A 14436-nucleotide genomic window follows, 5' to 3' on the forward strand; every position below is an offset into this window, starting at 1 on the left:
GTGACAGTTTAAAAGTCAGCGAGTAATCGCGCTGTGTCCGTTTCACACCTTGTCCCATCGGGTTCTCCATTTATTGGGGGGAAAGGTGTAAACCATATTCAGGACGGGACATGGCGATCAAAAAAGCCCTCTGGCGAGGGCTTTCGGGTCGGGCGTTGGGCGAGGGGTCAATCCCGCGGCTGCGCGGCCCTGCGTTTGCTGATCCAGCGCCAGACCAGTGCCACCATGCCACCCACCAGCAGGGCCACCGGCAGATAGATGATGATGTTGAAGAACTGGGTCTGGTATTCGGCTGCCAGCTTGGTGTGGCTCAGGTAGTAGCCAAACCCGACCAGCGGGCAGATCCACATGATGGAGCTGATCAGATTGACGATGAGAAAGCGCCCCTGGGGCAGCTCGGTGGCACCGACTATATAGGGGTAGGCGGTGCGCACGAAGGCGATATAGCGCGCGGTGATCAGGGTGATGATCCCGTACTTGTCCAGCAGGTGGTAGACCTTCTGTTGGTGTCGCTCTTCCACGTGGGACATCAGCCGATGGTAGAGCTGGGTGTGGCCGAGAAAACGCCCCTGCATGTAACCGAGCCAGGTGCCGACAAAGGTAGCCATGATCAACAGCGGGATCACCCCGAGAGACAACACATCCTGATAGATGAGTACGCCGGTGAGGATCAGCAGGCTGTCACCGGGCAGAAAGGCGGTAGGGATGAATCCGTTTTCCAGTACCAGAAACGTCAGAATCACACCACAGATCATGAAGGCCATCTTGGGATCGGAAAGTGTGTTCAGATCGTGATTCATAAAGGCGTGAGCCAGTTGGTAAAACTGCTCCATACTTGCAAACTCCGCAGGTTAGCTGGGTTGATCGGTCAAGGGCATGGCGAGCACCTTGTCGATGCGCAGGCCATCCATGTCAACAATTTCCAGTTGCCACTGTTCCAGTGTCACCAGGTCTCCGGTTTGTGGAACACGACCAAGGAGCAGCATGATAAGCCCTCCGAGGGTGTGATAGTGATGTTTTTCTTCTTCTGGCAGACGAACCAGCTCCAGACAGTCCTTCAACTCGGGCAGCGGGATCAGGCCATCGAGCAGCCAGCTGCCGTCGGCGCGCCGGAAGGCCCAGTTGTCCTCGCCATCCTCCTGCTGGAAATCCCCCGCCAGCGCCTCCAGCAGATCCTGCTGGGTGACCAGCCCCTGCAGCTCGCCATATTCGTCAACCACCAGCGCCATCTGTTCGCTGTGGGTGCGGAAGTGGTTGAGCAGCTCGACGCCGTTGAGGGTCTCGGGCAGCAGGCTGCCCTCCTGGGTCAGGGTAGCCAGATCGATGGGCTCCCCCTTGATATAGGCGTGCAGCACCTTGCTGACATTGATGATACCCACCAATTCTGACAGGTTGCCGTCGCAGACCGGAAAATAGCTGTGGCGATACTCCACCAGTCGCTGCAGGTTGGTCTCCAGCGGCAGCGCCAGATCCAGATAGCGGATATCGCTGCGCGGCACCATCAGGGAGGAGAGGCTGCGCTCGTCGAGACGGAAGACGTTGCGCAGCATGGTGTGTTCATGATCCTCGATCACCCCGGCTTCAGAGCCCTCCACCAGCATGGCGTGGATCTCCTCCTCGGTAACGTTGGCGCTGCCGTTCTGGTTGACCCGCAGCAGCCGCAGGCTGGCATTGGTGGAGGCCGACAGCAGCCAGACGAAGGGGCGGGTCAGGGTGGCGAGCCAGTGCATGGGGCGCGCGACCAGACAGGCGACGCGCTCGGCATTGAGCTGGCCGAGCCGCTTGGGCACCAGCTCCCCCACCACGATGGAGAGGTAAGTCACCACCACCACCACAATGATGGTGGCGATCAGGCCACTGCTCTTGGCGGGGAGTCCCCACTCCTGCAACCAGAGGGAGAAGGGCTGGGCCAGTAGCGATTCGCCATAAATACCGTTGAGCAGGCCGATGCTGGTGATGCCTATCTGGACGGCAGAGAGAAAATGGGTTGGGTCTTCGCCCAGTTTGAGGGCAATGGCGGCGGAGCGGTTGCCTTCAGAGGCAAGCTTGCCGAGGCGAGCCTTGCGTGCGGTGACGATGGCGATTTCTGACATGGCGAAGACGCCATTAAGCAAAATCAATCCCAGCAGGATCAATATTTCCATACAGCAACAGCACTCCTTGAGTGGATAAGATCGCTGGCAGTGTAATGAATTTGGCGGCGATGCGCTTGTGAAAGCGGGTGATCCGGCTCGCTAATTTGATGACAGCGCTTTGCGATGGCTGAAAAAGATGGCCGGAAAAGGGAGGGATGGCCCCGCCAAACGGCGTAATGGGCGAGATGGCATGTCAGGATGGAAAAGGGCGGGAAGTCCCGCCCTTGCTCATCTCAGTTCAGAAACGCCTTATCAGAACTGCTGGAACCAGCGCTGGATCTGGGCCGGATCCTTGCTCTGGGTCAGGGAGAGCATCAGCAGCACCCGCGCTTTCTGCGGGTTGAGAGTGCCGGAGGCCACGAAGCCGTACTTGGCATCATCGATCTCGGCATCCAGGGTGGTGGCGCCGGTTGGCACGCGGGCGGAGCGCACGACGCGGATGCCATCCTTGCTCGCCTTGGCCAGGGTGTCGAACAGGGTGTGGTAGAGGTTGCCGTTGCCCACCCCGGCGCTGACGATGCCGTCGAACTTGGCATCCACCATCGCCTTGGCCGGCAAGTCGGTGGCGTTGGCGTAGCTGTAGACGATGCCAACTTGCGGCAGCTTGTCGAGCTTGCTCACGTCAAACGGCGTCTTGCTGGTGTGCAGACGGGCCGGGCTGCGCTGATAGTCGATCTTGCCGTTGTGGATGTAACCCAACGGGCCAAAGTTGGGGGAGGCGAAGGTTTGCACCCCGGTGGTGTTGGTCTTGGTGACGTCGCGGGCATCCAGCACTGTGTCGTTCATCGCCACCATCACGCCACGGCCCTTGGAGGCGGGGTCGGAGGCGGTCACTACGGCGTTGTAGAGGTTGAGCGGGCCATCGGCACTCATGGCGGTGGAGGGGCGCATGGCGCCGACCAGCACCACCGGCTTGTCGCTCTTGACGGTCAGATTGAGGAAGTAGGCGGTCTCTTCCATGGTGTCGGTGCCGTGGGTGATGACGATGCCATCCACGTCATCCTTGGCCAGCAGCTCGTTGACCCGCTTGGCCAGCTTGAGCCACACCTCGTCGTTCATGTCCTGGGAGCCGATCTTCACCACCTGCTCTCCCTGCACATCGGCCACGTTTTTCATCTCGGGCACCGCGGCGATCAGGGTTTCGATGGCCACCTTGCCAGCCTCGTAGTTGGACTGGGTAGCCGACTGGCCTGCCCCGGCAATGGTGCCGCCGGTTGCCAGAATATGGACGTTGGGCAGGGCCATCGCCATGGGGGAGAGGGTCAGGCCGACGACGGCGGCGAGCAGGGTCTTGCGGATCGGTAGGGTCATGCTGCAAATCCTTATGGTTGGAATAATCGCAGCAAGTTTGCCCGTTTAATAACCTGGGTCTGTGATAAAACTCACCAAAAGACAGGTGAGTACAGATTTTTAACCTGTTTTATACCTCTATGGAGATAATTTAACTCGCAGAGAAACCCTTGGCTTCGATCAGGGCGATCAGCTCGGCCTTGCTCAGCTCGCTCTCGATGACGGCCTTGCTGTTGGCGAAATCGACGGTCGCGGTAGTGACTGCAGGCTGGGCCAGCAGGGCTTTTTGCAGACTGGCGGCGCAGCCACCACAGGACATGCCGGACACGGTGAGTTCGATGGTCATGGAATATCTCCTCTGTTGATGGGCGCCAGCCTAAAGCTGCCGCCTCCGGCAAGGTCAAGCCGTCAGTACATCAACCCTAGGTAGTTCATCAGAGTCGCCCCGAGGCTGGTAGTGACCAGCGAACCGAGGGTGGTGGTGGCGATGATGTTTGCGGCCAGCACGCTGTCGCCCCCCATGGCACGGGTCATCACATAGCTGGCGGCGGCAGTCGGGGTAGCGCTGATGAGGAACAGAATACCCAGCTCCAGATGGCTGAAACCGAGCAGAGCCGCCCCCAGGGTAAAAGCTGCTGGAATGAGACAGAGCCGCATGATGCTGGCCCACCCGGCAATGGCTGCACCACCACGCAGAGCATCCAGGCTGAGGGAGGCGCCGGTGCAGAGCAGCGCCAGCGGCAACGTCATGTTGGCGAAGTAGCTGCCGGTGGTGAGCAGCAGTTGCGGCATCTTGATACCGAGCAGGGTAAACGGCAGCGCCGCCACAATGGCGATGATCAGGGGGTTTTTGATGATGCCGAGCAGGATGGGGCGAATGCCTGTGGCGCCGCCGAGACTGCGGGTGAGGGTGATCACCGCGAGAATGTTGTAGAGCACGGTCACCGCACCGACATAGAAGGCTGCCGCCCCCAACCCTTCGTGGCCGTAGGCGTTCTGCACATAGGCGAGCCCGATAATGGCGCTGTTGCCGCGAAAGCTCCCCTGCACGAAGATGCCGTGCAGCCGCTGCTCCCCGATAAAACGCCCGGCCAGCAGTTCCAGCACCAGATAGCTGATAACGGTAGCGAGCAGGCCATAGCCGATAAACCAGAGGCTCGGCATGGTGGCGAAGTTGGTACCCAGAATACTGAGAAAGAGCAGAGCGGGCAGGGTGACCTGAAACACCAGTCGCGAGGCGGATTCGGTAAAGGGATCCGGCAGCAGCCCCAACCGCTTGAGCAAGATGCCGAGCAGCAGCACCACGCAGATGGGGCCTGTGATGGAGAGGGAGAAGAGCAGACTGGCCAGCAGATCCATGATGGGCATCCTGTGCTGTGCCCACACACCCTGACGGCGGGGCAAAAAGGGCATTCTAACGCCATGGGCTTGTATTCACAGGGGTTAATCACAACAATGTGGGCAATTCCACCGCCTAGCCTCCTGTGAGCCAATTCATGGACAAGAAACTGACCATCCTCGATATCGCCAGACTGAGTGGCGTCGGCAAGTCGACCGTCTCCCGGGTGCTTAATCAGGATCCCAAGGTGAAGCAGGAGACCCGCGAGCGGGTGGAGCAGATCATCGCCGAACACGGCTTCGTGCCGAGCAAATCGGCGCGGGCCATGCGCAGCCAGAGCCAGCAGGTGGTGGGGATCATCGTCTCGCGGCTCGACTCCAGCTCGGAGAATCAGGCGGTGCGCGGCATGCTGGAGACCCTCTACCTGCGTGGCTACGATGCCGTGCTGATGGAGAGCAAGTTCTCCCCCGCCAAGGTACAGGAGCATCTGGCGGTGCTGGAGCGGCGCGGGGTGGATGGCATTATCCTGTTCGCCTTCAATGACTTGGACTATGCCGCCATGGCGCCGCTGCAAGAGAAGCTGGTGCTGGTCGCCCGTGAATACCCCGGTTTCTCCTCGGTCTGCTTCGACGACGCCGGTGCGGTGCGCACCATGCTGGCGCAGCTGGCAAGCCGTGGCGCCCGCGATATCGCCTATCTGGGGGTGGATGCCTCGGATCTCACCACAGGCCAGCGCCGCCTAGACGCCTATCTCGCTTACTGCGCAGAGCAGGGGTTGCGCCCGCGCAGCGCCCTCGGCGATCTCAGCCTGCAGAGCGGCTACCGGCTGGCGGCCGAGCTGCTTACCCCCTCCACCCAGGCGCTGGTCTGCGCCAGCGACACCCTCGCCATTGGTGCGGCAAAATACCTGCAAGAACAAGGGCGTAGCGAGGTGCTGGTGACCGGCCTTGGCAACAACCCCATGCTCAGCTTCCTCTTCCCCAACGCCCTCAGTCTCGATCTTGGTTACAAAGGGGCGGGGGATCAGGCGGCGCGTCAGCTGCTCGGCCAGATTGAGCAGGATCAGCCTCCGCTGGTGACTATCGCCCCCTGCCGAACCCTGTGAGCCCCATCACTTCAGACTGAACAAAAAGTGCGCTTTTTGTGATGCTGGCCACGAATTGGGAACGTTCCCATTTCGATCTGGCCAGATTGTCGGCATGCTAAATGGGAACGATACCAAAAACGCTCCGGCCGACAGACTGGCTCAAAAGGGCGATACAGACCACTATTCAATGGCGTCACAGAGGGAAGACCCATGTCCAAGATCAACGCACAGCAGCTTGCCACCCTGATCGACAAGATCGGCGGCAAGGAGAACATCGCCACCGTCAGCCACTGCCTGACCCGGTTGCGCTTCGTTCTGAACGATCCGGCCAAGGCCGACAGCAAGGCCATCGAAACCATCCCGGCGGTGAAGGGAAGCTTCACCCAGGGCGGTCAGTTCCAGGTGGTGATCGGCAACGAGGTAGAGCAGTGGTACAAGGCGCTGACCGAACAGCTCGGCGTCAGCGGTGGCAGCAAGGAGACCGCCAAGCAGGCGGCTCGCCAGAACATGAATCCGCTGGAGCGAGGCATCTCCCATCTGGCGGAGATCTTCGTGCCGCTGCTGCCCGCCATCATCACCGGCGGTCTGATCCTGGGCTTTCGCAACGTCATCGGCGACATCAAGATGTTCGACGATGGTACTCACACCCTCACCGAGATCAGCCAGTTCTGGGCGCAGGTACACGCCTTCCTCTGGCTGCTGGGCGAGGCGATTTTCCACTTCCTGCCGGTCGGTGTTTGCTGGTCTGCAGTGAAGAAGATGGGTGGCTCCGAGATCTTGGGTATCGTGCTGGGGGTGACGCTGGTGTCACCGCAGTTGATGAACGCCTACGGCATTGGTCAGCAGACTCCCGAGGTGTGGGACTTCGGCCTGTTCGTGATCCAGAAGGTGGGTTATCAGGCCCAGGTCATTCCGGCGCTGCTGGCGGGTGTGTTCCTCGCCTGGGTGGAGACCAACCTCAAGCGGATCATTCCGGCCTATCTCTATCTGGTGATTGTGCCGTTTGTCTCGCTGCTGTTGGCAGTGATCGTGGCTCACGCCTTTATCGGCCCGTTCGGTCGCTGGATTGGTGATGGCGTCGGTTTCGCGGCCAAGGCCGCCATGACCGGCTCCTTTGCTCCCATCGGCGCAGCCCTGTTTGGTTTCCTCTACGCACCGCTGGTCATCACCGGTATCCACCACACTACCAACGCGGTGGATCTGCAACTGATGCAGAGCATGGGTGGCACCCCGATTTGGCCGCTGATCGCCCTCTCCAACATCGCTCAGGCGTCTGCGGTCGTCGGCATCATTTTGATTAGCCGCAAGGAGAACGAACGGGAGATCTCGGTACCTGCCGCCATCTCCGCCTACCTCGGGGTGACCGAACCGGCGATGTACGGTATCAACCTCAAGTACAAGTTCCCCATGCTGTGCGCCATGGTGGGCTCCAGCCTAGCGGCCCTCATCTGTGGCTTTGCCGGGGTGATGGCCAACGGCATCGGGGTCGGCGGCCTGCCGGGCATCCTTTCCATCCAGCCGCAATACTGGGCGGTATTTGCCATCGCCATGCTGGTCGCCATCGTGGTGCCGGTGGTGCTGACCCTGCTGGTCTACAAGCGCCAGCAAGCCGCTGGCAAGTTGACCCAAGCCAGCGCCTGACAATGATTATCAGGGCGACCCGCGGGTCGCCCTCTCCATTTCATATTCGAGACAAGAGAAAGACCCATGAGCCAAACACCCTGGTGGCAGAGTGCCGTGATTTACCAGATTTACCCCAAGAGCTTTCAGGATTCCGCTGCCCGTGGCACCGGTGACCTCAAGGGGATCATGGCCCGCCTCGACTATCTCAAGACCTTGGGCGTCGATGCCCTCTGGCTGACCCCTGTCTACGTATCCCCGCAGGTGGACAACGGCTACGACATCGCCGACTACCTTGCCATCGACCCCGCCTACGGCACCATGGCAGATTTCGAGGCGCTGCTGGCCGCCGCCCACGCGCGCGATATCCGCATCGTGATGGATATCGTGGTCAACCACACCTCCACCGAGCACGCCTGGTTCAAGTCGGCGCTGGGGGATAAAAACAGCCCTTACCGCGACTACTACATCTGGCGCGATCCGGTGGACGGCGGCGTACCCAACAACTGGCAATCCAAGTTTGGTGGCAGTGCATGGGAGCTGGATGCAGCCACCGGTCAGTATTACCTGCACCTGTTTGCCCGCGAGCAGGCGGATCTCAACTGGGAAAATCCCACAGTGCGCGCCGAGGTGAAAAAGATCATCCACTTCTGGGCCAAGAAGGGGGTGGACGGGTTCCGCCTCGATGTCATCAACCTTATCTCCAAGGATCAGGCGTTCCCGGACGACGAGATTGGCGATGGCCGCCGCTTCTACACCGACGGGCCGCGCATCCACGAATTCCTGCAGGATGTGAGCCGCGACGTCTTTGCCCCGGTGGGCGCCATGACGGTGGGGGAGATGTCCTCCACTTCGCTGGAACACTGCCAGCGCTACGGCGCGCTGGACGGCTCAGAGCTCTCCATGGTGTTCAACTTCCACCATTTGAAGGTGGATTACCCCAACGGCGACAAGTGGACCAAGGCGCCGTTCGATTTCCTCGAACTCAAGCGCATCTTCAACCACTGGCAGAGCGGTATGCACGGCAAGGGATGGTCGGCGCTGTTCTGGTGCAATCACGACCAACCGCGCATCGTCTCCCGTTTCGGCGATGAGGGCGAGCATAGAGTTGTAGCCGCCAAGATGCTGGCCAGCACGCTGCACGGTTTGCAGGGCACCCCCTACATCTATCAGGGGGAGGAGATCGGCATGACCAACCCCGGCTATCAGCGCATCGATGACTATCAGGATGTGGAGAGCCGCAACATCTTCGCCATCAAGCAGGCGGAAGGGATGAGCGAGGCCGAGATCCTCGCCATTCTCGGCGCCAAGTCCCGCGACAACTCGCGCACGCCGATGCAGTGGAGCGCAGCGGCCAATGCAGGTTTCACCAGCGGGACGCCCTGGCTCAAGCCTGCCGCCAACTATCCCGAGATCAACGCCGAGGCGGCGCTGGCCGACCAGCACTCGGTGTTCTGGCACTATCGGGATCTCATCGCCATTCGCAAGGCGCACCCCATCTTCACTGTGGGGGATTATCAGGAGCTACTGGCCGGGCACCCGCAGATCTGGGCCTATGCCCGCCGTGCCAACGGTCAGACCCTGCTGGTGGTGAGCAACTTCTACGGCGAGCCGGTGGAGTTTGCCTTGCCTGCCGAGCTGCAAAGCGCTCAAGGTCGGCTGCTGCTCGGCAACTACCCCGATAGCCCGGCCCAACCGCAATCGGGTATGCTGCGCCCTTATGAATCCCTGATCTGGCTGATGGAGTAGGTAATGGAGAAGGTGGTGCTCGGTACCGAGTGGCAGAAGATGGTGGCGGGGGAGCCTTATGATGCGGGGGATCCCGAGCTCAAAGCGGCACGTGAGCGCTGCCGAAGGCTTTATCACACCTTCAACACCAGCTGGCAGGAGAAACCGGCGCGGGATGCTTTGCTGCACGAGCTGCTTGGTAGCCGCGGCCAGGAGTGCGCCATCAATCCACCATTCTTCTGCGACTATGGTGCCAACATCTTCGTCGGCGAGAACTTCTACGCCAACGTCAATTGCACCATCCTCGACGTCTGTGAGGTGCACATCGGCGACAATGTGCTGCTGGCGCCCGGGGTGCAGATCTACACCGCCGCTCATCCGGTGGCGGTGGCGCCACGTATCCAGGGTGTCGAGTTCGGCAAGCCGGTACGGATCGGTCACAACGTCTGGATCGGCGGCAGCGTCGTCATCTGCCCCGGCGTCACTATCGGTGACAACAGCGTCATCGGTGCAGGCTCGGTGGTGACCAAAGACGTGCCCGCCAATGTGGTGGCGGCTGGCAACCCCTGCAAGGTGCTTCGGGCGATGACGGCACAGGAGCTTGAAGGCGTCATCCAGCGGTGAACAGGGACCATGAATGCTATTGCTATCTGATTGATAGAAAAGCGACTTTCAGATTGTTTTGCATTCAGTGCTTATGTTCGGGGCCGCTTGGCCGATACTGTTGAGTGCAGGAGGAACCCTATGGATATATCAAGTTCTGCAAATGCGTCGTTTGGTTCTGCTCTGATGACGGCCAGCCTGGCCAAGAAACAGCAGACCCAAGAGGGCGAAGCTGCGCTGAAGCTGCTGCAAAACGCAGCGCAATCAGCGCCGGTTGCACCGACATCGGCCAGCGCTTCTCTGGGAAGCAAGATCGATATTCGCGTCTGACCCTAATGAAAAAGCCCCCATCTTGCGATGGGGGCTTTTTTATCTCTGCGATTTTGGGGTCAGACCGGGAAAGGTGCCGGCGCCTCGAAGGTCATCCGCTCGCCGCTACGGGGGTGACTGATGGTCAACATGGCCGCATGCAGGTAGAGATGGGGCGCAGCCGCCAGCGCATCCGGATGGGCGTAGAGGTTGTCACCCAGGATCGGGTGCCCCAGCTCCAGCATATGGACGCGCAGCTGGTGCGAGCGACCTGTGATGGGGGTCAGCTTGATCAGGCTGTTGCCGTTCTCCACTTTCAGTTTTTCCCACAGGGTCAGGGCGTGACGCCCCTCCTCGTGATCCACCTTCTGTTTCGGGCGGTTGGGCCAGTCGACGCAGAGCGGCAGGTCAACCTGACCCGACTCTGCCCCCGGCTCACCCCACACCCAGGCGAGGTAGTGCTTCTCGGTCTCCCGCTCGCGAAATTGTCGGCTCAGCTCCCGATGAGAGTTGGGATTGAGGGGAATGACAATGACGCCAGTGGTGGACATGTCGAGGCGATGAGCTGCCGCCGCCTTGGGGTGCTGCTGTTTCACCCGATGCAGGACGCTGTCTTCATTCTCGGGGCCGCGCCCGGGGACGCTTAGCAGGCCAGTGGGCTTGTTGACCACCATGATGTCCTTGTCCTTGAACAGGATATCGAGCCAGGGTTCCAGAGGCGGTGAGTATTCAAACATAAATGTCTCGCATCAGAAGGTGGGGGCAAGCCCCCATCAGTTATGGGTAACCACGACAAAGCGGCCTTGGGTATCCAGTTTGAGCTGGGTCTGGCCGCTGTCGGTCGGTACCTTGTCAGTTATGGGTGATCACGATAAAGCGGATGGCATCCAGCTTGAGTTGGGTCTGATCGATCAGGTGGTGCAATTCTGCCTGCAGATTGCGCAGATAATCCAGTTCGCTGTCGCGCACGTTCGGGTTGACTGCCTTGAGCGCTTCCAGACGATCCAGATCCTGCTGCAGGATCTGCGCCATCTGGGCGCGGGCCTTGTCGACAATCCCGGCTTTCAGCTCTTCGGCAATGGCTTGCCCCTTGCCAATCAGACCGTGGATCACCGGCTGGGATGCAGTCACGAGCTTGCTGCCGAGGTGGCGATTGACCGGAGTCAGCTGGCGGTTGAAGGCATCGAACGCCACTTTCTCACCCAGATTCTGGCCGTTCTTGTCCATCAGCAGACGGATTGGCGTCGGCGGCATGAAGCGGTAGAGCTGGGGATGGGCCGCAGATTCGGCAACGAAGATCAGCTCAAGCAGGATGGAGCCGATGGGCAGCGCCTTGTTCTTGAGCAGTGCGACCGAGGTGGCACCGATCTCGGAGCCCAGGATCAGGTCGATACCGCCGCGCATCATGGGGTGATCCCAGGAGAGCAGCGCCATGTCATCCCGCGACAGGGCGGTATTGCGATCGAAGGTGATGGTCATGCCGTCTTGCGGCAGGCCCGGGAAGCTGGAGACCAGCATGTGATCCCCGGGGGTCAGCACCAGCGCGTTCTCGCCACGGTCATCCTGATTGACGCCGATCTCGTCGAACATCTTGAGAGCGAAGGAGATCATGGCGGTGTCGTCATCTTCGGCGGCCAGCTTGTCGACCAGCTGCTGGGCGGCGGCACCACCGCTGGAGTGGATCTCCAGCAGGCGATCGCGGCCCTGCTCCAGTCGTGCCTTGAGCGGCTCGTGCAGTTCGCGGGTCTTGACCAGCAGGGCGTCGAGGGCTGCCTGATCGCTGGTGTTGGCGGCCAGCAGCTCGAACAGCTCGTCACGTACCGCTTCGAATACCGGGCGGGCAGTCGGGCAGGTCTGCTCGAACGCGTCCAGACCATCGTGATACCAGAGCTGCAGGGCGCGCTGGGCAGTCCCTTCCAGATAGGGAACGTGGATCTCGACGGTATTCTGCTGACCGATACGATCCAGTCGGCCGATACGTTGTTCCAGCAGATCCGGATTGAGCGGCAGATCGAACAGCACCAGATGACTGGCAAACTGGAAGTTGCGTCCTTCTGAACCGATCTCGGAGCAGAGCAGCACTTGGGCGCCACCCTCTTGCTGGGCGAAATAGGCGGAGGCCTTGTCCCGCTCGAGGATCGACATCCCTTCGTGGAACACGGCACCACGGATCCCTTCACGGGTACGCAGCGCCTCTTCCAGCGCGATAGCGGTCGCCGCTTCGGAGCAGATCACCAGCACCTTCTGCTGGCGGGCTGAGAGCAGCAGCTCCAGCAACCATTCTACGCGCGGGTCGAACTGGGTCCAGGTGGCGTTGTCGCCTTCGAACTGCTGGAAGATCTTCTCGGGATAGAGGTAGCGCAGGGCACGGGTCTGCAGATCGCCACCGTTACCACCCATCATGCCCATCACCTTGATGGCAGTCTTGTACTGCTCCGGCAGCGGCATAGGGTAGACGTTGAGGTGACGCTCGGGGAAGCCCTGAATATTGGCGCGGCTGTTACGGAACAGCACCCGGCCGGTGCCGTGCTGGTCCAGCAGCTTGGCGACTGCCTGCTGGCGGGCCTCAGCATCGCTCAAGTCCAGCCCTTCCAGCTGGCTGGCGAGGATCTGTCTGGTTTCATCGCTCAGGGTCTCGCCATCCAGCAGCTCTTGCGCTGCGCTGGCGACCTGACCATAGGCCTGCTCCTCGGCGAGGAAAGCCTCGTAGTCGTAGAAACGTTCGGGATCGAGCAGGCGCAGACGGGCAAAGTGGCTCTGGTGGCCCAGCTGATCCGGTGTCGCAGTCAGCAGCAGCACGCCCGGCACCTGTTCGGCCAGCGCTTCCACCATTTCATAGGCACGGCTCGGCGCCTCTTCACTCCACTCCAGATGGTGGGCTTCGTCGACAACCAGCAGATCCCACTCGGCTTCCAGCACCTGCTCGAAGCGACGACGCTTCTTGCGCAGGAAGTCGAGGCTGCAGATCACCAGCTGTTCGGTCTCGAAGGGGTTCTCCGCATCGGCAAACGCCTCGATACAGCGCTCCTCGTCAAACAGGGAGAAGTGCAGGTTGAAGCGGCGCAGCATTTCGACCAGCCATTGGTGCTGCAAAGTTTCGGGCAGCAGAATGAGTACGCGATGGGCACGGCCGGAGAGCAGTTGCTGATGAATGATCATGCCCGCTTCGATGGTCTTGCCCAGACCCACCTCATCGGCCAGCAGTACACGCGGAGCGTAGCGGTGACCCACCTCGTGGGCAATGTAGAGCTGGTGCGGGATCAGGCTGACCCGGCCACCGGCCAGACCACGAGTCGGGTTGCGACGACGTTGGTGCTGGTTGATCAACGCTTCGTAGCGCAGGGTGAAGCGGGACATCCGATCGATCTGACCGGCGAACAGGCGATCCTGCGGCTTGTTGAACTTGATAAAGTTGTTGAGAAACACTTCTTTGAGGGCAACGGGCTCATTATTGTCGGTGCGCACACCTACATATATAAGCAGGCCGTCTTTCTCCTGCACTTCGTCGACCGTCATGGTCCAGTCTTCGTGACTGGTGATCTGATCGCCCACATTGAAGCTGACCCGGGTGACCGGCGCCTCTTCTTTGGCATACATGCGGTTTTCACCGGTAGCCGGAAACAACAGGGTAACCATGCGTCCTTCAACAGCAACGACAGTCCCCAACCCCAGATCCGTCTCTGTATCACTAATCCAACGCTGGCCAAGTGCAAAAGGCATTAAACTCTCCAAAGCCCAAGAGTGTGTGAATCGCAAAGGGGCGCTATGTTACCCGAAGGCGTGACCTCGATCACCATGCATATAGATGTAGAGAGACCAAATCGCCACAACCTTGATCTGCTACCATCGCCACGCCATCTAGAGGATAGCGAGCTCGCCAAACGGGTGTGTTATTGCAGGATAAATGCGCTTTTTGGGTGATTAGTGAACGGTTGAACCAAAAATGAGAATTTAATTCGAAAACACCCTTGCAAGCGTGATCCAGATCCCTATAATGCGCCTCCATCGACAGGGCAAGCGGCAACGCAAACAACCTCGTCGATAACCTCGAAAAGCCTCTGAAAATAAGGCTTGACTCGAGAAAGCGGTTGAGTAGAATTCCACTCCCGCAGCAACGAACTGTTGCGTCGCTCTTTAACAATTTGAATCAAGCAATCTGTGTGGGCACTCACAGCATCGAGCATCAAAAACAATTTTTGATTTTCAATGTCTGATGAAGTGACCAAAGCAACGAAAGTTGCAGCAGTTAATTCAGCAATTCATTGAGCCGCTTTTCGAAGCAACCAAACTTAAATTGAAGAGTTTGATCATGGCTCAGATTGAAC

12 protein-coding genes are annotated in these 14436 nt (G+C 59.9%); 5 read left to right on the top strand and 7 right to left on the bottom strand.

The features are described from left to right. Positions 1-167: 167 nt before the first annotated feature. The 5 genes from ACB035_RS20340 to ACB035_RS20360 form a co-directional block, all read right to left on the bottom strand. Complete coding sequence (locus ACB035_RS20340) at positions 168-833, bottom strand: DedA family protein (RefSeq protein WP_005343012.1); 666 nt, start codon at positions 831-833, stop codon at positions 168-170. A gap of 18 nt (positions 834-851) precedes the next feature. Next, a complete protein-coding gene (locus tag ACB035_RS20345) occupies positions 852-2144 on the bottom strand; it encodes a hemolysin family protein (RefSeq protein ID WP_371168020.1) in 1293 nt (430 codons plus the stop codon). Between the two features lie 243 nt (positions 2145-2387). Next, positions 2388-3446: an L-asparaginase 2 gene (gene ansB, locus ACB035_RS20350; protein ID WP_005348754.1), complete on the bottom strand. Its 1059-nt coding sequence runs from the start codon at positions 3444-3446 to the stop codon at positions 2388-2390. A 130-nt stretch (positions 3447-3576) separates the two neighbouring features. Beyond that, a complete protein-coding gene (locus tag ACB035_RS20355; RefSeq protein ID WP_041210890.1) occupies positions 3577-3771 on the bottom strand; it encodes a heavy-metal-associated domain-containing protein in 195 nt (64 codons plus the stop codon). 62 nt (positions 3772-3833) lie between these two features. Further along, positions 3834-4784: an AEC family transporter gene (locus ACB035_RS20360; RefSeq protein WP_371168026.1), complete on the bottom strand. Its 951-nt coding sequence runs from the start codon at positions 4782-4784 to the stop codon at positions 3834-3836. Between the two features lie 137 nt (positions 4785-4921). On the opposite strand from ACB035_RS20360, the gene treR reads away from it, so the two are divergent. The 5 genes from treR (at position 4922) to ACB035_RS20385 (ending at position 10132) form a co-directional block, all read left to right on the top strand. Beyond that, positions 4922-5869 (top strand): trehalose operon repressor TreR, encoded by a 948-nt coding sequence (treR, locus tag ACB035_RS20365; RefSeq protein ID WP_371168021.1) that lies wholly within the window; start codon positions 4922-4924, stop codon positions 5867-5869. A gap of 192 nt (positions 5870-6061) precedes the next feature. Beyond that, positions 6062-7492: a PTS trehalose transporter subunit IIBC gene (gene treB / locus ACB035_RS20370; protein ID WP_005348758.1), complete on the top strand. Its 1431-nt coding sequence runs from the start codon at positions 6062-6064 to the stop codon at positions 7490-7492. A 66-nt stretch (positions 7493-7558) separates the two neighbouring features. Then, a complete protein-coding gene (treC, locus tag ACB035_RS20375) occupies positions 7559-9220 on the top strand; it encodes an alpha,alpha-phosphotrehalase (RefSeq protein WP_371168022.1) in 1662 nt (553 codons plus the stop codon). Between the two features lie 3 nt (positions 9221-9223). Then, entirely contained in the window at positions 9224-9823 is a 600-nt protein-coding gene (locus ACB035_RS20380) for a sugar O-acetyltransferase (protein WP_371168023.1), read from the top strand. A 120-nt stretch (positions 9824-9943) separates the two neighbouring features. Continuing rightward, complete coding sequence (locus ACB035_RS20385) at positions 9944-10132, top strand: hypothetical protein (RefSeq protein WP_005336040.1); 189 nt, start codon at positions 9944-9946, stop codon at positions 10130-10132. Between the two features lie 59 nt (positions 10133-10191). Here ACB035_RS20385 and rluA read toward each other — a convergent pair whose 3' ends face one another. Then, positions 10192-10848, bottom strand: coding sequence for a bifunctional tRNA pseudouridine(32) synthase/23S rRNA pseudouridine(746) synthase RluA (gene rluA / locus ACB035_RS20390; protein ID WP_371168024.1), 657 nt, complete (start codon positions 10846-10848; stop codon positions 10192-10194). 115 nt (positions 10849-10963) lie between these two features. After that, positions 10964-13831: an RNA polymerase-associated protein RapA gene (gene rapA, locus ACB035_RS20395; RefSeq protein WP_371168025.1), complete on the bottom strand. Its 2868-nt coding sequence runs from the start codon at positions 13829-13831 to the stop codon at positions 10964-10966. Positions 13832-14436: the final 605 nt, after the last annotated feature.

The sequence above is a fragment of the Aeromonas sp. S12(2024) genome, assembly GCF_041402305.1.
Lineage (GTDB): Bacteria > Pseudomonadota > Gammaproteobacteria > Enterobacterales > Aeromonadaceae > Aeromonas > Aeromonas veronii.